The sequence below is a fragment of the uncultured Roseibium sp. genome, from assembly GCF_947494555.1.
Lineage (GTDB): Bacteria > Pseudomonadota > Alphaproteobacteria > Rhizobiales > Stappiaceae > Roseibium.
In genome coordinates this window covers 35651-55265 of sequence record NZ_CANLVF010000008.1, presented here as the reverse complement: position 1 = coordinate 55265, position 19615 = coordinate 35651, and the positions used below count along the sequence as shown (strand labels likewise).

The window sequence follows — 19615 nt, the reverse complement described above, 5'->3', positions numbered from 1 at the left end:
GAGCTTTGAACGGGGCGGCAAACATGCCGCCCTGTTTGTCTCCATTTATCGAGACCGTGTAGAAGAAATGAGGATCCGGCAATGAAACGCTTGGCTTTGGCTGTTGTTGTCCTTCTGGCCTTTTTGTCGCAAGGATTGGCGCAGGACCAGACACCGGGGCCGCAGCAGACTGACCGCGCGGCCACAGGCGGTGCGCAGACGCTGGAAGACATCATGAAGCGTCAGCGTGGCGAGAAGGTCGACAACGACTTTCGGAGCAACGCGACCGGCGATCCGAATACGGCAGCAGGAATGTCGTCTCAGCTCGGGACGCTGGGTGGCGTCTCGGATCCCGAGCTCTGGCGTGCGCTTCGGTTCGGCTCTGCGGACATAACCGTTTCCTCCGGCGGCAAGGAAGCGACCGTTCTCATGCAGGACGGTGGGATGCGCTGGCTGGAGCTCCGCAACGGTCCGTTGAAGATTTACGGCGCTTATCTTCTTGCCGGAACGCTCGCCTTCCTGGTCCTGTTCTATCTGCTTCGCGGACGGATCCGGATCGATGGTGAAAAAACAGGACGCACCATCACCCGCTTCAAGATGATCGAAAGGTTCGGGCACTGGCTGCTCGCCGGCAGCTTCATATTGCTTGCCGTGACAGGTCTGATCGTCCTGTTCGGGCGCGTCGCCATCATCCCGCTGCTCGGAAAGGATGCCTACGCGCCAATCGCGCTGGCGTCCAAATGGGTCCACAACAACGTGTCCTGGGCGTTCATGCTCGGTCTTGTCATGGTTTTCGTCATGTGGGTGGTTCACAACATTCCGAACAAGACGGATCTGAAATGGATTGCGGTCGGGGGCGGGCTGCTGAAGAAAGGCGTGCACCCTCCGGCGAAGAAATTCAATTTCGGCCAGAAGATGATCTTCTGGGGTGTGATTGTTCTTGGAGCATCGATTTCCGCCTCGGGCATTTCGCTGCTGTTCCCGTTCGATTTCCCGATGTTTGCCAAGACTTTCGAACTCCTGAACAATCTCGGTCTGCCTCAATTGGTCGGGCTCGGCACCTTGCCGACAGAACTCGCACCGCATGAGGAAATGCAGTACGCCCAGCTGTGGCATACGATCGTTGCGTTCCTGATGATCGCCATGATCCTGGCGCATATCTACATCGGCTCGGTCGGTATGGAAGGGGCCTACGATGCCATGGGCTCCGGCGAGGTCGAGCTTCAATGGGCGCGCGAACACCATGGTTTGTGGGTGAAGGAAGTCGAGGAAGCTGAGCGCAAGTCTGAAGCGCCCGACAAAAACACGGTTCCCGCCGAATAGGCCCGCTTCCCATGACAGCGGTGCGTGTCCGACATACAGCATCCGAGCGGCTGCCTAGCATCGCAGCCGCCGCCGCATGTGTCGTTTCATTCTGCGCCCTGATTTTCGCAAATACGCATTCCTTTGCAGCGGACTTTGAGACATTGAAGGGCCATGGCGGGCCGGTCATGGACATCACCGTTTCTCCGGAAAACGGTCAGGTCGCAACGGCGAGTTTCGACAATGCCGTCGGTATCTGGTCGGCGCGAGAACCAAGCTGGCTGGATGGTCACGAGGCAGCCGTCAAGGTGGTCCGGTTCATCGATGAAAATCGTGTCGTTTCCGCTGGTGATGACAATGATCTTATCGTCTGGAACCTGGCCGAGGGCTCCAACACGAAGCTCCAAGGCCACACCGCGAAGGTCATGGGTCTGGCCGTCTCACCGGACGGGAAAACGATCGCAAGTGCGAGTTGGGACGCGCGGATCGGGCTCTGGCCGGTTGATGGTGGTGAACCGGTGTTCCTGAGCGGCCACAACGCCGGTGTGAATCAGGTTGCTTTTTCCGCCGACGGTGCGTGGCTTTACTCCGCGTCGGTCGACGGTTCCATCAAGCTTTGGGATGTGGCGCAAGAGGCGGAAAAACGTGTCATCGAGCGCAACGGTTTCGGGATCAACGTCATGGTGCTCGGCGGTGCCAACAGCAACGAAACCTGGGTCGCCTATGGGTCGCAGGACGGGGTTACACGCATCGTCGATATCGAAACAGGTGAGCGGCTACATGACTTTACGCTGGAGCGGCGTCCGATCCTGGCCATGGCCTTGAGCTCCGACGGCAAGCGTTTGGCGACCGGCGATGGTCATGGATACATAACTGTTTTCGACACGCAGTCGTGGTCGATTGAATCCGATTTCAAGGCTGCACTGAAAGGGCCCATCTGGGCGCTGGCTTTTTCTCAAGACGGCGAGATCCTGCATGCCGGCGGGATCGAGAACATCGTTTATTCCTGGCCCGTGGCCGAGCTTGGCGCGTTTGATCCTATGGCAAAGGAAACACCTGAATTCCTGCGGCGGCCGGAAGACATGTCGAATGGCGAGCGGCAGTTTGCGCGCAAATGTTCCATATGCCATGCCTTGACGGAGGGAAGCGCGCGCAAGGCAGGACCGACGCTGCATGCGGTGTTCGGTCGGCGCGCAGGAACATTGCCGGATTATCCCTATTCGGAAACCCTGACCGGATCTGATATCATCTGGAGCGAAGAGACGATCGATCAGCTCTTTCTTGATGGCCCGGACCACTTTATTCCAGGGTCCAAGATGCCGATGCAGGTGATCGCAAAACCTGAAGACCGGAGTGATCTGGTCGATTATCTCAAGTCGGCAACCGCCGGAAACAACAAGGATGGAGAGACGCAATGAAAGCGATGTTGGCGGCCTTTGCAGCCATTGTGGTTATCGCTATTGGAGCCAGCGAGATGCTTCAGCGTGCCGGCTTTTCGAGCGCGGAACAAGCCAGCAGTTCGTCGGTGAGGCTCGGTGAATAGAGTGCCGGGTTCCGTGGAACTTTGACAGCCGGCGCGATTGTCGGGAAACTTGTCAAATCATTGCATGATCCCGGTTGCCTGATGGTTTATAACGTCTTTCCAGATTGTTTCCGTGTCCGTTTCCATTCCACGCGCTCCTATCGACATTGACGCCGATTGGCTGTCTGAGGTGCTTTCAGACCATGGTCGACATGGTCCGGTGCAAGTCAAAGAGCTTACGGTCACCCCCTCTACAAGATGGAATGTCGCTGATACCGCTTTCTTGGAAGCCGAATTCGTCGACCCGCCAGCTGATTTGCCTGCCAGGTTCTTCCTGAAGATCAGGCAAGATCCTGATCCGCTTGCGGACATTTTTCCCGGCGAACAGGTGTTTTATGCCACTGCCAACAAAACGGGGTTACCGTTGGCGGACTGTTTTGTTTCGCTAGTCGATCCTTCCAGTGGCGCTACCTGCATCCTTTTGGAAGATCTTTCGACGACACATGTCGCAACACCGTGGCCCATGCCGCCAACACTACCGCATTGCCATATGGCAGTGCGCTCGCTCGCCGCGCTTCATGCGCATTGGGCTCAGTCTGCCACCGACGATCTCAACAAACGCGAACGCGTCCTGGGCCTACACGTTTCTGAAATGCTGCCAGCGTTTTTGGCGAAGCTGGGCGATCGCCTGCCGGAAGATCGCGCCGTGCTTTTGGAACGGGTTTGTGAGCGCATACCGGCGCTGAAGGCAGATCGCTATAAAGGAGGTGGGACGGTCACCCGAATTCATGGCGACGCGCACTTCTGGAATGTTTTGTACCCAAGGGACGAGAATCGGGACGATGCCATCTTGATCGACTGGGAAGACTGGCGGGTCGATTTTGCCGGTATGGATCTCGCCCTGATGATTGCCATGCACTGGTATCCGCACCGGCGCGCCTTTCATGAAGTCAACCTGCTGAAGAGCTACCTGCAAACCTATAACGCCAGTGCCTCTACGCGCATTTCATGGGAAGACTTCTGGCATGATTACCGGCTCGGCCATGTGTGCAATGCTGTCGTTCCGGTGTTTCAGCACAGTGCTGACAACACGCACGCCAGCTGGTGGTCGCATCTGGAACGGTGGTTTCTCGCTTTTGAGGACCTGAACTGCCGCGAATTGCTCGAGTAATCGGTGCAGGTGCTTGTGGATTGGACTCCGAAGCGCAATCGCGGGTGTGGGCGACAACGGGAAATTATAGAGCTGTCACATCATCGCACCGAGAGATTTCTCAGTGAACACTCGGATGTAGTCCCCCGGTGACGACCCTGCCCAGAAGACCCACAGCCGATTTGGGCTCTGGCTGTCGACCCAGACCCTGTCGCCCGGTTCAAGCCCACGCAATTCAGTGCTGATGTAGTTTACGTCATTATTGGCAAGAAAATCGGTGGCCGCCATCGTGTCCTGGAAAGCGGCGATCCCCAGGATAGGGGCGTCGAAGTCTACGTAGCCGTAATGGACCCCGGCGAAACTGTCGAAAAAAACGTAGTGGCTCGCGATTGTCTCGCCCTGCCGTATGATGCCGTTGTCTCCACCGAAATCGACACGGATCGGCTCGCTCAGCAGAATGTTCTGATCTTCATCGAATGCATAAAGGTTGTCGGTATTGAAGTTATCGGCTCCGACACTGAACGATGTGCTTGTGTCCAGAAGAACGAATTTTCCATTGCCGCGCTGATCGATGATTTCACCACCGAGGACGACGGCCCAGGATGGTGACGTCAATCCTGTTGCCAGACCCAAAAAGAGTACCAACCGCTTCAGCATTTCGTGTCCCCCGTCATTCGGGAAACACGATGGCGCATTTCATCGTCAGCTCAAAATCACACGCTCATAACAGTCGCGTGTTTGAAGCTCTTGCATATACAGACCGAATTGAGCGGCAATAGGAAAGTGTCAGCTGGATCCGTCATTGGCGTTCGGAAAAAACAGCTGCTGACCGTCGACCGTGAAGTCTGCGATCGACCGCTGTCCCTCTTTCGACAAAAGCCAATCGATAAAGGTCTGACCCATCTCGGCTTTGACGTGCGGATGGACTTGAGGGTTCACAAGGATCACCCCGTACTGATTGAACAGTCGCGGGTCACCTTCGACAACAATCTCGTGGTTGCCCTTGTTGCCGAAGGCGATCCAGGTCGCACGGTCGGTCAATACGTAAGCATCCATGCCGGTGCCGGTGTTCAGGGTCGCACCCATCCCGGATCCGGTTTCCCGGTACCAAGCACCCGAAGCCGATGTCGTGTCGACACCGGCAGCCATCCACAATCTGAGCTCAGCCTTATGGGTGCCGCTGTCATCACCCCGGGACGCGAACGGGGTTTCAGCCTCAGCAATTTTCCGCAACGCGTCGATTGCGTTGTTCGATCCGGAAACCCCGGCTGGGTCTGCCGCCGGCCCGACAACAACGAAGTCGTTGTACATGAGATCCGCGCGCGTGACGCCCAGTCCGTCGGCGACGAATTTTTCCTCCGACGGTCTGGAATGCACGAGGAGAACATCGCCGTCGCCATTGGTTGCGTTGCGGATCGCCTGTCCGGTGCCGACGGCGACGACGCGGACTTCTATTCCGGTCTTTTCCTGAAATGCCGGCAGGAGATGATCGAACAGACCCGAGTTCTGCGTCGATGTTGTCGACTGGACGATGATAAACCTGTCTTCCGCAATTGCCGCAACTGACGACAACAGTCCGATCATCGCAGTGGCAAGCACTGCAAGACGTATGTTCTTGATCACGTGTTACTCCGGTCGTTACCTGAAAGAGTTCGAATCTGCGGTCCAAGATAAAGGCGGCCGTCGCGCCAGGCGCGCGCCGGTTCACTTTGTGGTGTATTGAGCACCTGACTGACGGTCCCTGCTTCCGCAACGCGGCCGTCCTGAAGAAAGATGACGTCTTCTCCAAGACGTTTTGCCTGTCCGGCATCGTGCGTCACGAGCACGATCGTGATGCCCTTTTCGTTTGCTTCCATCACGAGCTTTTCGATCGCCGCAGTCGAGGCCGGGTCGAGGTTTGCAGTCGGTTCGTCCAGAAAGAGAAGGTCCGGCTCACAGGCGAGTGCACGAACAACCGCGAGGCGCTGTTGTTCGCCGCCAGAGAGCACGCGTGCCGGGCGCCGGGCAAGATGGCCCAGCCCCGCAGAGGCCAGCGCTGTTTCAATTTTTTGCGCGCGCTTGTGTCCGCGAAGGCCACGAACCGAGAGCGCGAACTTGAGATTGGCCAGAACGGAGCGGCGCAACAGGACAGGACGCTGAAAGACCATCGCCTGGGATTTCATCGCCTGCTTCGTCAAAGGCTGCCCTTCCCAAAGGACTTCTCCTCTGTCGGGCCGGATCAATCCGTGCATCAGGCGCAGCAGCAGGCTCTTGCCAGCCCCATTGGGTCCCATGATGAGGGTGCGCGCGCCGCGCCGAATGGTGATGTCGATCTCATCAAGCAGTTGTTGGCCGCCTGCCTTGAAGGTGATCCCCATTGCTTCAAGGATCGGCTTTCCATCCTGCGGCTGGAAGCGGGCCGACGGTGCTGACGGCATATCAAAGGCTGCATCACGCATAGGCGGCCCTCACGGCGGAGGCCCTGATGGCCATGACGCATGCATTGACCGTAAAGGCGATCACCAAAAGGATGACGCCGAGAGCGAGCGCAAGCTGAAGATTTCCCTTGGAAGTCTCAAGCGCGATGGTCGTCGTCATGACCCGCGTGACATGATTTATGTTCCCGCCCACGATCAGGACAGCGCCGACTTCCGCGACAGCTCGGCCGAAACCGGCGAGCGCAACGGTCAGCAGGCTGTAGCGGGCATCCCAAAGAAGCGAAAACAGGCGGTCGAAGGCACCAACTCCAAGCGAGGCAAACTGTTCGGCATATTCGCGGTCGAGGTCTTCAACAACCTGACGCGTCAGGGCCGCGACGATGGGCGTGACGATGATCATTTGGGCGATGATCATGGCTGTGGGAGTGTATAGCAGGCGGAGCGGACCCAGCGGGCCGGAGGCGGACAGCATCAGATAAGCGACAAGACCGACCACAACCGGTGGCAGACCCATGAGCGCGTTCAAAATGACGGCCAGTAGCGAGCGACCGGGAAAGCGGAATGTGCCCACGGCTGCGCCGAGCGGCAATCCAATCAGGCAGGCCAAGAACACCGCCGTCAGGGTCACCTTCATGGACAGCCCGATGATTTCCATGAGATCCGGATCCAGTGCAAAGACGAGCGCGAACGCTCCACCCAGCACACTCCAGAAACCGTCCATTTATGCTTTTCCTCCCAAGCTTTGGGAAAAAATAGCGTAAAATGCACAAAAAACCAACCCATACTTGAGGCGAAGGCAAAGTGCTGCAAGAAGCGCAGAAACCTCCGTAGCCGCAAACCGATGAGGTCAGGCGGGTTCCTGCTCTTCAAGCACCTTTCTGGCTACCCGGAAGCATTCCAGCGATTGCGGAACGCCGCAATAAATCCCCACCACGTGAATGATCGCGCGGATTTCGTCCTTGGTGACCCCGTTGTTAATCGCACCTCTGCAATGGATCTCCCACTCGGTCATCTTTCCGAGCGCACCGATCATCGCGAGGTTCATCATGGAGCGGGTCTTGGCGTCGATGACGTCGTCGCCCCATCCGAATCCCCAGCACCAGGCTGTCATCGCCTCCTGAAACGGACGGGTAAAATCGTCTGCTTTCGCCAGGTTGTTCTCGACATATTCTGCGCCGAGCGTTGCCTTGCGTTGTTCCAGTCCCTTTTCGAACAGATCCTGATCCATTTCTTACCTCAGTTTGATCGCGACATTTTTCGTTTGAACATAGTTGAGCAGCGCTTCGCGGCCCTTTTCGCGACCGTAGCCGGATTTGCCGAAACCGCCAAAGGGGGTCTCGACACCGCCTGCGTACCATTCGTTGACGAACACCTGTCCGGCGCGAAGACCTCTGGTTGCCCGCATGGCGCGGTCGATATCGGATGTGAAAACTCCGGCAACCAATCCGTAAGGCGTTCCATTGGCGATCCGGATGGCTTCTTCCTCGGTGCTGAATTTCAAGACTGACAGAACCGGGCCAAAGACCTCGTCATTGGCGATTGTCATGTCGGGTGTGACGCCAGTCAGCACCGTTGGTTCGAGAAAGTATCCCGGGCGGTTCATCCGCCGTCCACCCGTGGCCGCCCTTGCGCCATCGCGCTCGGCCTTTGAAACCATTCCGGCTGCGCGCTGGCATTGGCTTTCGGAAATCATCGGGCCCATGTTGGTGCCGAAGTCCGGAAACCCGAGGCCGTCGCCGACATCGAGGTCTTCCGCCATGGCGACAATGCCGTCGACCAGCTTGTCGTGGACCTTTTCGTGGGCGACGACGCGGGACATGGCGGAGCAGACCTGGCCGGCGTTGAAATAAATGCCCCAGCGGACATCAGAGAGAAATGCATCCAGATCCGCATCGTCATGGACGATTGCGGCCGATTTGCCGCCGAGTTCGAGGACGCAGGGCACTACGTTCCGCGCCGCGGCCGTTGCAATTGCTGTTCCGGTCTGAACCGAGCCGGTGAAGACAATCTGGTTGACGCCGGGATGTGCGGTCAGTGCTGCGCCTGTGTCCTTACCAAGCCCGCTGATGATGTTGAGCGCGCCATTGGGCAGTCCGCAGGCAAGCGCGGCATCTGCAAAAAACCGGTTGGTGAGCGGGTCGAGTTCGGGTGTCTTGACGACAACGGAACAGCCGACCGCAAGCGCGGCCGACAGCGAGCGGGCCGTCATTTCCATGGGGTAGTTCCACGGAATGATCTGGGCCGACACGCCGAACGGTTCATGGGTGGTGAAATCGAAGTAGCCGCCGCCGAGTGGAATGGAGCGGCCTTCCATGGTTTCGGCCTGGTTGCCGTAATATTCGAAATAGCGTGCTGCGCCTTCAAGCTCGAGCCTGGCTTCCCAGAGCGGCTTGCCGGCTTCGCGCGTCAGGATCGGAGCAATTTCGTCGATCCGGTCGAGAATGTACTCTCCCATCTTTCGAACGATGCGGCCGCGCTCAACGGGGCGAAGATCCGACCAGGCGCCGTTGGCACTTAAGGCCTCAGCCGCCGACACTGCGCGATCAACATCGCTTTCGTCCGCGATCGCCTGGTCCGCGACCCGCTCTCCGGTCGATGGATCGAGAACCTCGATGTGTCCGGCGCCACCTTCGCAGTAGTCACCGTCGATAAAATTATGCCAATAGGCCGGAATGTCCGTCACTGCACCCTGATCCTGTGAAAACGAAGTCTGTCGTAATGGGGTTTCATGCGCCGGTGGACGTGCTGCACGCGAGCGGGCGCATCGGCCAATTCGACATAGCGCCGTTTTTGCGGATGAAGCCCGGTCGAGTTTTTCAGATTGGCGTGGAAGGAGCCGCCGTCCCACCAACTGTATTGTGCCGTGTCGGCCCCCGGTTCCCAGGTGAGAGCCTCGGCAATGAAGGGAATGCCGACGGCATCACAAAACGCTTTCACCGTGCCTTCCGGGTTTTCCAGAAGGTCGTCGCTGTCGATCACCGGCGGGGCCTTGCCGTCCAGGGCATGGATCAGATCAAACAGTGCCCGCTGCTCGGGAAAGCCGACTTCAGCGCTGTCGAAATCGGGCCACTTGTCATGCATGGAGGTGATCGTGAGCGCAGGATCCCGGATCAAAAACGCATGGGTGAAATGGGAGAGGAACTCCGCGTCCCACATATGGTTGATGTAGTGCGGGAAGTCCTTGATGAAGACCGGGCCGGCTTCTGCCCGCGCCCGGATATCGTCCCAGACGCTTTCAAGGGTGAGGTCCGGAGTTGTCTTGTCGCCCGGCTGCCATCGCGGCCAGAAGGGTTCTGCTCCCTGGTACCATGCCTCGCCAAAGGGCTCATGAAGGCAATCCAGATCACCGCGCTGGCGCATCATCCATTCAAAGGCGGTGGACGTCGACCGGGGCACGGCCCAGAGCGCAACGATCTTATGCATCGAGTGTCTCCAGAAGTTGCCCATGCCTGCCGTCCGGCGCCAGATTGAGCGAGCGGAAAATGCGCCAGTAGAGGGCGGTGTCGTGTGCGACAACCGGTTTGCCGAGTTGCTCTTCCAGCTGCGGGGTGAGGTGTAGCATGCGTTGCGGTTGGCCATTGGGCCCGGTCCGGAAATTGACCATGCCGTTGGCAAGGTAGGCATCGGCGTTTGGGGCCTTATCGGCAACATATTCGAAGCTGCGCCGTGCAAGATCGCCCTCGAAAATCCATCTCTTCCGGTTCACGTCTTCCTGGGTCTTGAACCAGCCCTGATCGACAAAGTTGCCCGCCCAAAGCACATCGAAGCCAGCTTCCTTCAGGAAACCAACCGTCCCCTGCCACCATTCCGGCCAGTGATAGACGGCATTGAGGGCGACCTTTTCAACGTTCATGGCCCTCAGAGCCTCGACCATCGCGTATCCGGCCATGTGAAAGGCAAGGCCATGTGTATCGGAGAGCCGATGGCAGAAATCGGCTATTCCTTGAACGCCCAGGCCTGAGGCGTGTACCCAGTTGGATCCGACCTGCGCGCAAACATCGGCACCATTGTTGGCCATCACGGCAGCGAAATCCTCGAGCATGTCGAAGTTCTGCGAACGCTGGTCGAGACGATGCCGGTAGTCAGGAACGTGAAGCATCCAGCCATGAACGCCGACACTTTCGGGCGCAATGCGCAAGAAATCGCTTGGAGCGGCATCCCAGTCATGCGGCGGGCAGGTGAAGCCGACCTGATGCGGAAACAGCTTCTGGTCTTCGGTCCATTCCAGCGGCATGCCCTGCGCTTCGGACCCGGGCGCGGTCATCAGACTTCCCGCATCCAGTTCTGCAGCGCCTCAACGGAGTGTTCCGAATTCACACCGCAGGCCGGGTCGAGCACCAGGGGACCTGGTTTGTATCCGCGGCTTCTGAGACCCTTTTGAACCGCTTCGACAAGGTAGATGTCCTCTTCAACCGTTGTCGACCTATCCTGGACCGCCAGGCGCCGGATGATTTCCGAATCGACACCGTCAACCGTGTACCAGCCGCGCCAGACGACAACTTTGTTCACATCAACTGCGCGCCAGTGATAGGTGTTGAGAATGTTCCCGGGATAAACCTGAAACGAAAATAGCGGCCAGAGGAACCAGGACGAATAGTCCCCGGCATGCTCGTTCGATGCCGGATCGATTTCATAGGTCATTCTGTCGAGGTTCTGGCACTCGGTCGTGTGCCTGAGACAGTATCCCTGTGGTTGGATGTCATAGGTCTCGGGCTTGACCACACCGGTTGAAAATGTGGTGTGGTTGATGGGGCAATGATAACATTCTGAATAGTTCTCGATAGAGACTTTCCAATTGCAGTTTTCCGGAATTTCCACCCACTCGAGCGGTTTCAGTCTGTCGATGTGCGGAACAAAGGCGCGCAGCTCCTTGCGGACATTCGGAAACCAGACGTCCATGGGCTTTGCATCCGGATCAAGGTTGACGAACAGGAACCCGCAAAAGTCCTCGATGCGCACCGAGGTCAGGCAGATCTTGCTGCGGTCGAAACCAGGCACGGCACGGACATTCGGGCCTGAGCGTAATCCGCCGGTCAGCTCGTAGGTCCAGCTGTGATAGGGGCAAACCAAAAGCTTGGTGTTGCCTTCGCCCTGAACCAGCTGGTGTGCGCGGTGCTGGCAGACATTGTAGTAAGCCCTGAGCTCGCCTTCCCGGTCACGCAGGCAGATGATGCTCTCGTCGGCGATATCGATGGTGAAATAGTCGCCTGGCTTTTCAAGCAGCGAAGCATGCCCAGCAAATTGCCACGTTCGCGCCAGCAGTCCGGCTTTCTCGCGTTCGAAATGCTCCGGATCGGTGTAGTATCGGGCTTCTAGCGAATGGACGAGCTGGCTGTGAACATTCATGAGCGGTCCTTCCACTCTTCCTGGTAGAGCCCCATCTTGTGGCGGCGTGTGTGAAAACGTTCGATGCTGGAAATCACGTCTTCCGGTGCATCGGCGATGACAAAGGCGAGCAGTGTTTCAAGCAGGGCGATTGTCGATACGGACGAGGGGAAAAACTGAGGCGTTTCCGCGTCGACGACGAACGCATGATCGCTGCCGACGACGATGGGCGAGGCGGGGCTGTCCGAAATGGCGACGATGGTCAGCCCCTGTTCCCGCGCCGTTTCCACGGCGGCGATGACATCCGTTCGGTAGGGTTTGCAGGTCATGGCGACGAGCACATCGCGCTCATCCGCCCGTGCAAGATCATCCGTTGCAACAGACCCCATCCTCGGAATGGTCCAGATCGTGTCGACAGCCATGTCCGCGAGGTAGGAGAAGTTGCGCGCATTTGAGTTGTTCACGCCGACGCCGAGAACGTAGGTGTGCCGCGCATTCACGATCGCATCGGCGGCCGCCTTCATCGCGTTGGCATCGGTTGCGGCAAACGTATTCTCGATATTGGAGATCGCGCAGGCCGCCATTTCCGCGAAGAGTGCGCCCAGCTGGCCACCCTTCGCCAGCGACTGCAGCCAACGTGCCCGGTCCGGAAAATCCGTACCACGGCTGCGGATCGCTTCGCGGAAGGGGTGGCGAAAGTCTTCGTATCCATCGAACCCGACGGACCTGGCCATCCGCACGAACGTGTTCGGTTTCACGCCTGCAGCATCCGCAATTTCGCGGATTGAGCTAACGCCGACATCGTTTGGATTTTCAAGCACATAGCTGGCCGCCTTGCGCAGCTCCGGCGTCAGGTCCTCAAGCTCCGACGCAAGCTCGGTGAGAACCTCCTGAGGGGCTTTCAGATCTGTTTTTGGTACAATCATATCATTCATTATTGACGAGAGTACATTTGTACAATTACGATGTCCATCGAAAAATCACCGGCCTGGGAGATGAGACGTGTCGGAAACCGGAACCTCCAAACTGCCGTCTTCGGCCCGCGTCGTCATCATTGGTGGCGGCATCATGGGCTGCGGCCTTGCCTACCATCTTGCCCATGAAGGCTGCGCAGATGTCGTTCTTCTGGAAAAGGCGGAGCTGACTTCCGGCTCGACCTGGCATGCGGCCGGGCAGATCACGCATTCGACTTCAAGTTTCGGCCTTGGAAAATGCGTCGGCTACAATATCGATCTTTATTCGGGGAAGCTTGAAGAGGAAACAGGTCAGTCGGTGACGTGGCACGGGTGCGGCTCGTTCCGACTGGCCTATACAGAAGACGAAATGGATTGGCTCCGGCACACGATGAGTGTCGGGCGGGCATTGAAATTTCCTATGGAAATGGTTGCACCGGACCGCATTCGCGAGCTTCATCCGTTCTATAATCTCGATGGTGTTCTCGGTGCGCTTCATACGCCCGACGACGGGCACGCAGACCCTTCCGGCGTCACGCAGGCATTGGCCATCGGTGCGCGCAAGCTCGGTGTGAAGATCATTCGCCGCTGCCGTGCCACCGATATCAAGCAGCAGTCGAACGGCGAATGGAAAGTCTCCACCGAGCTCGGCGACATCACCTGCGAACACGTGGTCAATGCGGGTGGTACCTACGCCCGGCAAATGGGGGAGTGGAGCGGGTTGCAGCTGCCGATGACCTCCATGACCCACCACTACATCGTCACCGACACCGTTCCTGAGTTCAAGGAGCTGGACAAAGAGTTGCCGGTTATCCGCGATGACAAGCTTGTCTCCGGCTATATCCGCATGGAGCAGAAGTCCGGTCTGATCGGGATCTACGAGAAGGAAAATCCGAACACCGTTTGGGAAGACTTCTGTCCGTGGGAAGCGGAGAACGAGCTTTTCGAAGCCGACTACGACCGGATCATGCCATGGTTGGAAAATGCCATGGACCGCATGCCCATCTTCGCTGAACTCGGCATCAAGCGCGAAGTTCACGGAGCAATCTCGCATCCGCCCGACGGCAACCCGCTGATCGGTCCGGCTCCGGGCGTCAAGAATTACTGGTGCTGCTGCGGTACCCAGATCGGTATCGGCTGGGGGCCGGGTCTGACACGAGAGCTTGCACGCTGGATCGTCCATGGTTCGGCCGACATCTCCATGCGAGAGTTCGATCCACGCCGGTTCGGCGGCTATGCCGACAAGGACTGGCAGGTCGTCAAGGCAAAGGAAGATTATTGCCTGCGCCACGAAATCCCGTTCCCGCACTTCAACCGGCTGGAAGGCCGCCCGATCAAACCCAGCCCGCTTTACGAGCGCTTGAAGCAAAAGGGTGCGGTCTACGAAGAGGTCTACGGGCACGAACGCCCGCGCTGGTTTGCAAAGGACGGTCTTGAACAGCGGGATTACTATTCCTTCAGGCGGGCGGCATGGCACGATGCCGTCGCAAAGGAAACGAAAGCCGTCAGAACGACCGCCGGGATCATGGACATTTCGGCCTTCACCAAGGTCGAGTTGTCAGGTCCGGATGCGGAGCGCTACCTGGACCGGCTGGTGGCCAACCGGCTGCCCAAGAAAGTCGGAGGCATCGCCCTCACGCATATGCTCAACCGGCGCGGCCGGATCGAAATGGAACTGACGGTCGTTCGGCTTTCAGAAGACCGGTTCTACCTGGTGTGTGCCGCATTCTTCGAACAGAGGCTGCTGGATCATCTAGCCCAGAACCTTCAGGGTGAAGACGCGACTATCACGAACCGCTCCAACGAATGGGGGGCAATGACGCTCAATGGACCGCTTGCCCGCAATATCCTTGCGCCGAATACACCGGCAGCTCTCGACAATGCATCGTTCCGCTGGCTGACCGCCCAGGAAATCGAGGTCGCCGGACACAAGGTCTGGGCATTCCGCATGTCCTATGCAGGTGAACTCGGCTGGGAATTTCATATCCCCCGTGAGCACATGCTGGAAGTCTATGATGCACTCTTGTCGACGGGCGAACCGCTTGGACTGAAGGATTACGGCTCCTTTGCCATGAATGCGCTCCGCCTTGAAAAGGGCTTCAAGGGCGCTGGAGAACTGACGAATGAAGTGACGCTGCCTGAAGCCGATGTGATGCGGTTCGTGAAACTCGACAAAGGCGATTTTCTGGGCAAGGCGGCAACGGAAGAAAGCGCGGCGGCGAGCAATCTGCCGTGGGTTTGCGTTTATCTCGAAATCGAGCCCGATGGTTTTGAAGACGGACACGGCGGTGAGGCGGTTCTGATGGATGGCCGGCCGGTCGGAGCGACCAGTTCCGTCGCCTTCGCACATTCCATCGGCAAAATTCTCGCCTTTGCCTATGTCGAGCCCGAAGCCGCCAAGCCGGGACAGTCGCTTGAAGTGGTCATCATGAACGATCGCCGCAAGGCCCGCGTTCTGGATGCCCCTGCCTATGATCCGGAGAGCATTTTCCCCAGAACTGACGCACCTGTCGGAGTGGCAGCCGAATGACACTACCTGCAACAATGAAAGCCATGGTCCTGAAAGGCCATGGAGGGCTTGACCAGATTGTCTGGCACGAAGACTGGCCGACGCCGAAACCCGGCCCGGGTCAGGTTCTGATCAAGGTTGGTGCGTGCGGACTGAACAATACCGACGTCAACACGAGGTCCGGATGGTATTCGAAAACCGTCTCCGATGCGACCACTGGCGGGGCCTACGAGGAGGTCGGGCAGGAAGATCCGACCTGGGGCGGGGCACCGATCACATTCCCGCGTATTCAAGGTGCCGACGCAGTGGGAGAAGTCGTCGGCCTCGGCGAGGGTGCTCCTCAAGATCTGCTGGGAAAGCGGGTGATGGTAGACGGATGGCTCCGTGACTGGTCGGATCCCTTCAACCGGGACAAGGCCGGATATTTCGGCTCGGAATGTGATGGGGGATATGCCGAATACACGGTCGCCAACGCAAAGAATGTCGGTGCTGTGCAATCCAGTTTGAGCGATGCGGAACTGGCGACATTCTCGTGTTCCTACACAACGGCTGAAGGAATGCTCAGCCGGGCAAACGTCACGGAAGCGGACACGGTCCTTGTCACCGGAGCTTCCGGAGGCGTCGGGTCGGCAGTCGTCCAGCTTGCCAAACGCCGAGACGCGACTGTTGCCGCGATGGCCTCCACGTCAAAGCACGCGGACGTCAAGGCGCTGGGAGCGGATGTGCTCCTGGACCGCGCGCCGGAGAATCTCGGCGTAGCGCTCAAGGCAGCCCTTGGGCGGGAGACCGTTTCCGTGGTGTCCGATATCGTTGGAGGGCCCTATTGGGGCAAGCTGATCGATGTTCTGGAGCGCGGTGGACGGTACACGTGCTCTGGCGCGATTGCCGGGCCGATCGTCGAGCTGGATCTCAGGACCTTCTATCTCAAGGATCTTTCGCTCATCGGGTCCACCGTCGTGGAACCTCATATCTTCAAGGATCTTGTCGGCTATATCGAACGCGGCGAAGTGAAACCTGCCCTGGCCGCGACCTATCCGCTGAAGGACTTTCACGCGGCTCAAACCGCCTTCATTGAGAAGAAGCACACGGGTAACATTGTGGTGATCCCATGAAGATCACGCGCATACGCATTTTCAAGACTGATCTCCCCTATGTCGACGGCAGCTACGGCTGGGGTGCCGGTAACGCTATTTCGACGGCACGGGCCTCTGTTGTGGTCATGGATACGGATGCGGGTCTTTCCGGCTGCGGTGAGTTCACCCCTTGCGGTGAGAACTACATGGTTGCGCATTCGGAAGGTGTCGAAGCGCTTGCCCGCATCGTTGCACCTACGTTGCTTGGCGAAGATCCGCGTCAGGTCGCCCGGATCGAACAGCTGCTGGATCATCTTGTGCAAGGACATGGCTACGCGAAGGCCCCGTTCGATGCCGCATGTTGGGATATTGCCGGAAAGGCGTTGAATGCTCCGGTCTGGATGCTACTCGGCGGCAAGCTGACTGACGGAGCGCCGATGTACCGGGTCGCCCCGCACCGCTCGACGGAAGAAACGGTCGCCGAACTGGAGCGTCACCGCGCAAGCGGATACCGGCAGTTTCAAATCAAGGTCGGCGCGAACTGGGTCGAGGATATCGAGCGGATCCGCGCCGTCGTTCCATTGCTCAGACCGGGCGAAAAGGCGATGGCGGATGCCAATCAGGGTTGGCGTGTCGACAACGCGCTCAGGGTCGCCCGGGCGACGCGGGATCTCGATTTCATTTTCGAACAACCCTGCCGCACTTACGAGGAATGCCTGCAGGTGCGAAGCCGGATCGATTTGCCGATGAAGCTGGATGAATGCGTCACCGGCATGCAGGCAGCGCAGCGGATCGTGGCCGACAGGGCGGCGGATCTGGTGTGTCTGAAGATTTCCAATCTGGGCGGGCTCTCGAAAGCGCGGCGCGTTCGTGATTTCTTTATCGATAACCGGATTCCGGTCGTCTCGGAAGACACCTGGGGCGGCGAGATTGCCACGGCCACGCTCGCGCATTTTGCAGCCTCGACAGCGGCGGAGTTTCTCCAGAACACGACCGATCTTCACAACTATAACACCCGCTCGACCGGATATCCGGGACCAAGAACGACAAGCGGAAAGCTCTATGCCTCCGATGGGCCGGGCCTTGGCGTCGAACCTGATTTCGACAGTCTTGGTGCACCGGTCGCCGAATACGGAGCGGGGGCATGAGGATTTCCCGGATCAGTGTCTGGCAGATCGACCTTCCGCTCTCCAAGCCTTATTGGCTGTCGGGCGGGCGGCTGAAGTTCGAGACGATCGACAGCACCTTTGTGCGGATCGATACGGATGAAGGCCTTTCCGGCTGGGGCGAAGGCTGCCCCTGGGGGCACACCTATCTTCCCGCGCACGGACCTGGACTGAGGTCGGCGATCGAATTGCTGGCGCCGGCGCTTTTAGGGCGGGATCCGCGCGCGCTCGATGACATCAACCGGGCCATGGATGTCCAGCTTCCAGGGCACCCTTACGCGAAATCACCGATCGACATTGCGTGCTGGGATCTTCTCGGCAAGGCAACGGGCGAACCTCTCTGGCGCATTCTGGGTGCGGAAACACCTGCGCGCGTTGCGGTCAACTCGTCGATCTCGACAGGATCGCCCGAAGAGATGATTGCGCTGATCCACGAGGCCAGTGCCAAAGGCTACCGGACGCATTCGGCGAAGGTCGGCGGCAGTGATTTTGCCGCCGATATCGAACGCATTGAAGCGATTTCCGCGGCCTTGCCGAAGGGCGAACAGGTTACATTCGACGTGAACAGGGCCTGGACCCCGGGCGTTGCGCTGCAGGTCTTGAATGCCGTTTCGGCGCGCGATTGGATCGAACAGCCCTGCGAGACGCTGGATCAATGCGCGGCTGTTGCTAAAAAAGTGCCTCAGCCGATCATGCTGGATGAATGCCTGCACACGTTTCAGGATCATCTTCAGGCCTGGAAATCGGGTGCGTGTCAGGGCGTCAAAGTCAAACCCAACCGGGTCGGCGGACTGACCAAGGCGCGGCGTATCCGAGATTTCGGCGTTTCGGTTGGATGGCAGATGCATATCGAAGATACGGGCGGCAGCGCCTTTGCCGATACGGCCACGCTGCACCTGGCAGCATCGACGCCGGACCCAAACAGGCTGGCCAGCTGGTTGTGTCACGCACACCTGGCTACTGATCCGGTTGCGGGGCAGGGCGCGCGCAATCAAGACGGCTATGTCACGTTCAGCGATGTACCCGGTGTTGGCGTCACGCCCGATCCGCTGGCGCTCGGGCAGCCTGTTGCGGTTTATGGAGGGCGCGCGTGAGCAACTATCCCGACACTCAAATCACCGGGCTGACACTCTGGAAGGTGCCCCTTACCAGCCATGAAACCTACTACATGGCCGACGGCAAAACCTGCGCGACAGTCGACAGCATGGTTTTGCGGATCGACACGGATCAGGGTGTCAGCGGGTGGGGCGAAGTCTGCCCCATTCCGCATTATCTGCCCGCCTATGCAAACGGTGTAGCGCCTGCGCTTGCCGAACTTGCGCCGGTTTTGATCGGGGCAAATCCGATCGGTGTCGAAGCTCTGATGTCGGCCTGCCGGAAACACCTGCTTGGTCACGTCTATGCGCAGTCCGCAATCGACATTGCCCTTTGGGACCTGACCGGCAAGGCCTGCGGCGTCCCGGTTTTCACGCTGCTTGGCGGAAGACAGGTAGCCGACCTGCCGCTCTATCACTCCATCACCTGCATCGCGCCGGAGGAAATGGCGCGCATCGCCAAGGACGCGCTGGCCACTGGGATGCGGCAAATCCAGGTGAAACTCGGCGCCGACGACAACTGGGAAGCAGATGTGGCCAGGCTCAGGATGGTGCGCGAGGCCATCGGCCCGGGACCGCTCGTCTACGGCGACTGGAACTGCGGCGCAAGCCGTCTGGATGCAACCAGGGTCGGGCGCGCCGTCCGCGATCTAGATGTCATGCTGGAGCAGCCCTGCGCAACGCTTGAAGAATGTGCCGCGGTCCGCTCGGCGACGGGTCTGCCGATGAAGCTCGATGAAACCGCACATGACACGGTCAGCCTCTTCAAGGCCTATGAACTTGGCTGTATGGATGCGGTTGCGCTCAAGCTGTCCAAATTCGGAGGAATTTCTGAGCTTCGGCGCGCGCGTGATCTTTGCCTGCATTTCGGTGCAAAAATGTGTGTTGAAGATACGTGGGGATCGGATATCGCCACTGCCGCCGCTTTGCATGTTGCGGTGTCGTCGCCGCCCGCGAATGTCCTGAACGTTTGCGACCTCTCGAACTATGTTTATCCGCGTCTGGACCCGGATGCACCGGTCCGTTCCATGGGGCGGATCTCTGCGCCTGCCGGTCCCGGTCTTGGGGTAACGCCAAATCCGGACGTTCTGGGCGAACCCGTCCTATCGCTTGCTGCCTGAAGGA

At 58.7% G+C, this 19615-nt stretch carries 19 protein-coding genes; 9 read left to right on the top strand and 10 right to left on the bottom strand.

All coding sequences use genetic code 11. The features are described 5' to 3' along the window. Positions 1–81: 81 nt before the first annotated feature. The 4 genes from Q0915_RS29415 to Q0915_RS29400 all read left to right on the top strand — a co-directional run bounded on the left by Q0915_RS29415 (position 82) and on the right by Q0915_RS29400 (position 3974). Positions 82–1302 (top strand): formate dehydrogenase subunit gamma, encoded by a 1221-nt coding sequence (locus Q0915_RS29415; RefSeq protein WP_299483900.1) that lies wholly within the window; start codon positions 82–84, stop codon positions 1300–1302. A gap of 11 nt (positions 1303–1313) precedes the next feature. Further along, positions 1314–2699, top strand: coding sequence for a c-type cytochrome (locus tag Q0915_RS29410; RefSeq protein ID WP_299483899.1), 1386 nt, complete (start codon positions 1314–1316; stop codon positions 2697–2699). Beyond that, entirely contained in the window at positions 2696–2824 is a 129-nt protein-coding gene (locus Q0915_RS29405; RefSeq protein WP_299483898.1) for a hypothetical protein, read from the top strand. Before Q0915_RS29410 ends, Q0915_RS29405 begins: the two co-directional genes overlap by 4 nt. A gap of 112 nt (positions 2825–2936) precedes the next feature. Continuing rightward, entirely contained in the window at positions 2937–3974 is a 1038-nt protein-coding gene (locus tag Q0915_RS29400; protein ID WP_299483897.1) for a phosphotransferase, read from the top strand. 75 nt (positions 3975–4049) lie between these two features. Here Q0915_RS29400 and Q0915_RS29395 read toward each other — a convergent pair whose 3' ends face one another. The 10 genes from Q0915_RS29395 to Q0915_RS29350 form a co-directional block, all read right to left on the bottom strand. Next, positions 4050–4610 carry a hypothetical protein gene (locus Q0915_RS29395; protein ID WP_299483896.1) on the bottom strand — a complete coding sequence of 187 codons (561 nt, stop codon included), beginning with the start codon at positions 4608–4610 and terminating at the stop codon, positions 4050–4052. Positions 4611–4739: 129 nt separating this feature from the next. Next, positions 4740–5537, bottom strand: coding sequence for a substrate-binding domain-containing protein (locus Q0915_RS29390; RefSeq protein ID WP_299484010.1), 798 nt, complete (start codon positions 5535–5537; stop codon positions 4740–4742). 35 nt (positions 5538–5572) lie between these two features. Continuing rightward, positions 5573–6391, bottom strand: coding sequence for an ATP-binding cassette domain-containing protein (locus tag Q0915_RS29385; RefSeq protein WP_299483895.1), 819 nt, complete (start codon positions 6389–6391; stop codon positions 5573–5575). Then, positions 6384–7091 carry an ABC transporter permease gene (locus tag Q0915_RS29380; RefSeq protein WP_299483894.1) on the bottom strand — a complete coding sequence of 236 codons (708 nt, stop codon included), beginning with the start codon at positions 7089–7091 and terminating at the stop codon, positions 6384–6386. Before Q0915_RS29380 ends, Q0915_RS29385 begins: the two co-directional genes overlap by 8 nt. 126 nt (positions 7092–7217) lie before the next feature. Next, positions 7218–7598 (bottom strand): carboxymuconolactone decarboxylase family protein, encoded by a 381-nt coding sequence (locus Q0915_RS29375; RefSeq protein ID WP_299483893.1) that lies wholly within the window; start codon positions 7596–7598, stop codon positions 7218–7220. A gap of 3 nt (positions 7599–7601) precedes the next feature. Further along, a complete protein-coding gene (locus tag Q0915_RS29370; protein WP_299483892.1) occupies positions 7602–9053 on the bottom strand; it encodes an aldehyde dehydrogenase family protein in 1452 nt (483 codons plus the stop codon). Further along, positions 9050–9793: a hypothetical protein gene (locus Q0915_RS29365; protein ID WP_299483891.1), complete on the bottom strand. Its 744-nt coding sequence runs from the start codon at positions 9791–9793 to the stop codon at positions 9050–9052. The genes Q0915_RS29370 and Q0915_RS29365 overlap by 4 nt, the downstream gene beginning before the upstream one ends. Further along, the gene (locus tag Q0915_RS29360) at positions 9786–10634 is read right to left on the bottom strand and encodes a hypothetical protein (protein WP_299483890.1); all 849 of its coding nucleotides are present in this window, start codon (positions 10632–10634) and stop codon (positions 9786–9788) included. The genes Q0915_RS29365 and Q0915_RS29360 overlap by 8 nt, the downstream gene beginning before the upstream one ends. Next, positions 10634–11716: an aromatic ring-hydroxylating dioxygenase subunit alpha gene (locus Q0915_RS29355; protein WP_299483889.1), complete on the bottom strand. Its 1083-nt coding sequence runs from the start codon at positions 11714–11716 to the stop codon at positions 10634–10636. The genes Q0915_RS29360 and Q0915_RS29355 overlap by 1 nt, the downstream gene beginning before the upstream one ends. After that, entirely contained in the window at positions 11713–12621 is a 909-nt protein-coding gene (locus Q0915_RS29350) for a MurR/RpiR family transcriptional regulator (protein WP_299483888.1), read from the bottom strand. The genes Q0915_RS29355 and Q0915_RS29350 overlap by 4 nt, the downstream gene beginning before the upstream one ends. A 76-nt stretch (positions 12622–12697) precedes the next feature. Between Q0915_RS29350 and Q0915_RS29345 the strand changes: the two genes are divergently transcribed. From Q0915_RS29345 to Q0915_RS29325, 5 genes are read left to right on the top strand one after another with little or no spacing between them, the layout of a single operon-like run. After that, positions 12698–15178: an FAD-dependent oxidoreductase gene (locus Q0915_RS29345; RefSeq protein WP_299483887.1), complete on the top strand. Its 2481-nt coding sequence runs from the start codon at positions 12698–12700 to the stop codon at positions 15176–15178. Beyond that, positions 15175–16269, top strand: a complete 1095-nt coding sequence (locus Q0915_RS29340; protein WP_299483886.1) for an alcohol dehydrogenase family protein — start codon at positions 15175–15177, stop codon at positions 16267–16269. Before Q0915_RS29345 ends, Q0915_RS29340 begins: the two co-directional genes overlap by 4 nt. After that, a complete protein-coding gene (locus Q0915_RS29335; RefSeq protein WP_299483885.1) occupies positions 16266–17378 on the top strand; it encodes a mandelate racemase/muconate lactonizing enzyme family protein in 1113 nt (370 codons plus the stop codon). Before Q0915_RS29340 ends, Q0915_RS29335 begins: the two co-directional genes overlap by 4 nt. After that, the gene (locus Q0915_RS29330; protein WP_299483884.1) at positions 17375–18490 is read left to right on the top strand and encodes a mandelate racemase/muconate lactonizing enzyme family protein; all 1116 of its coding nucleotides are present in this window, start codon (positions 17375–17377) and stop codon (positions 18488–18490) included. Before Q0915_RS29335 ends, Q0915_RS29330 begins: the two co-directional genes overlap by 4 nt. After that, positions 18487–19611 carry an enolase C-terminal domain-like protein gene (locus tag Q0915_RS29325; protein ID WP_299483883.1) on the top strand — a complete coding sequence of 375 codons (1125 nt, stop codon included), beginning with the start codon at positions 18487–18489 and terminating at the stop codon, positions 19609–19611. The genes Q0915_RS29330 and Q0915_RS29325 overlap by 4 nt, the downstream gene beginning before the upstream one ends. The last annotated feature ends 4 nt before the right edge of the window (positions 19612–19615 follow it).

Coding starts and splice junctions, on each gene's coding strand:
- Q0915_RS29415 (WP_299483900.1), top strand. CDS start 82: ATGAAACGCTTGGCTTTGGCTGTTGTTGTCCTTCTGGCCTTTTTGTCG.
- Q0915_RS29410 (WP_299483899.1), top strand. CDS start 1,314: ATGACAGCGGTGCGTGTCCGACATACAGCATCCGAGCGGCTGCCTAGC.
- Q0915_RS29405 (WP_299483898.1), top strand. CDS start 2,696: ATGAAAGCGATGTTGGCGGCCTTTGCAGCCATTGTGGTTATCGCTATT.
- Q0915_RS29395 (WP_299483896.1), bottom strand. CDS start 4,610: ATGCTGAAGCGGTTGGTACTCTTTTTGGGTCTGGCAACAGGATTGACG.
- Q0915_RS29390 (WP_299484010.1), bottom strand. CDS start 5,537: ATGATCGGACTGTTGTCGTCAGTTGCGGCAATTGCGGAAGACAGGTTT.
- Q0915_RS29385 (WP_299483895.1), bottom strand. CDS start 6,391: ATGCGTGATGCAGCCTTTGATATGCCGTCAGCACCGTCGGCCCGCTTC.
- Q0915_RS29380 (WP_299483894.1), bottom strand. CDS start 7,091: ATGGACGGTTTCTGGAGTGTGCTGGGTGGAGCGTTCGCGCTCGTCTTT.
- Q0915_RS29375 (WP_299483893.1), bottom strand. CDS start 7,598: ATGGATCAGGATCTGTTCGAAAAGGGACTGGAACAACGCAAGGCAACG.
- Q0915_RS29365 (WP_299483891.1), bottom strand. CDS start 9,793: ATGCATAAGATCGTTGCGCTCTGGGCCGTGCCCCGGTCGACGTCCACC.
- Q0915_RS29360 (WP_299483890.1), bottom strand. CDS start 10,634: ATGACCGCGCCCGGGTCCGAAGCGCAGGGCATGCCGCTGGAATGGACC.
- Q0915_RS29355 (WP_299483889.1), bottom strand. CDS start 11,716: ATGAATGTTCACAGCCAGCTCGTCCATTCGCTAGAAGCCCGATACTAC.
- Q0915_RS29350 (WP_299483888.1), bottom strand. CDS start 12,621: ATGATTGTACCAAAAACAGATCTGAAAGCCCCTCAGGAGGTTCTCACC.
- Q0915_RS29340 (WP_299483886.1), top strand. CDS start 15,175: ATGACACTACCTGCAACAATGAAAGCCATGGTCCTGAAAGGCCATGGA.
- Q0915_RS29335 (WP_299483885.1), top strand. CDS start 16,266: ATGAAGATCACGCGCATACGCATTTTCAAGACTGATCTCCCCTATGTC.
- Q0915_RS29330 (WP_299483884.1), top strand. CDS start 17,375: ATGAGGATTTCCCGGATCAGTGTCTGGCAGATCGACCTTCCGCTCTCC.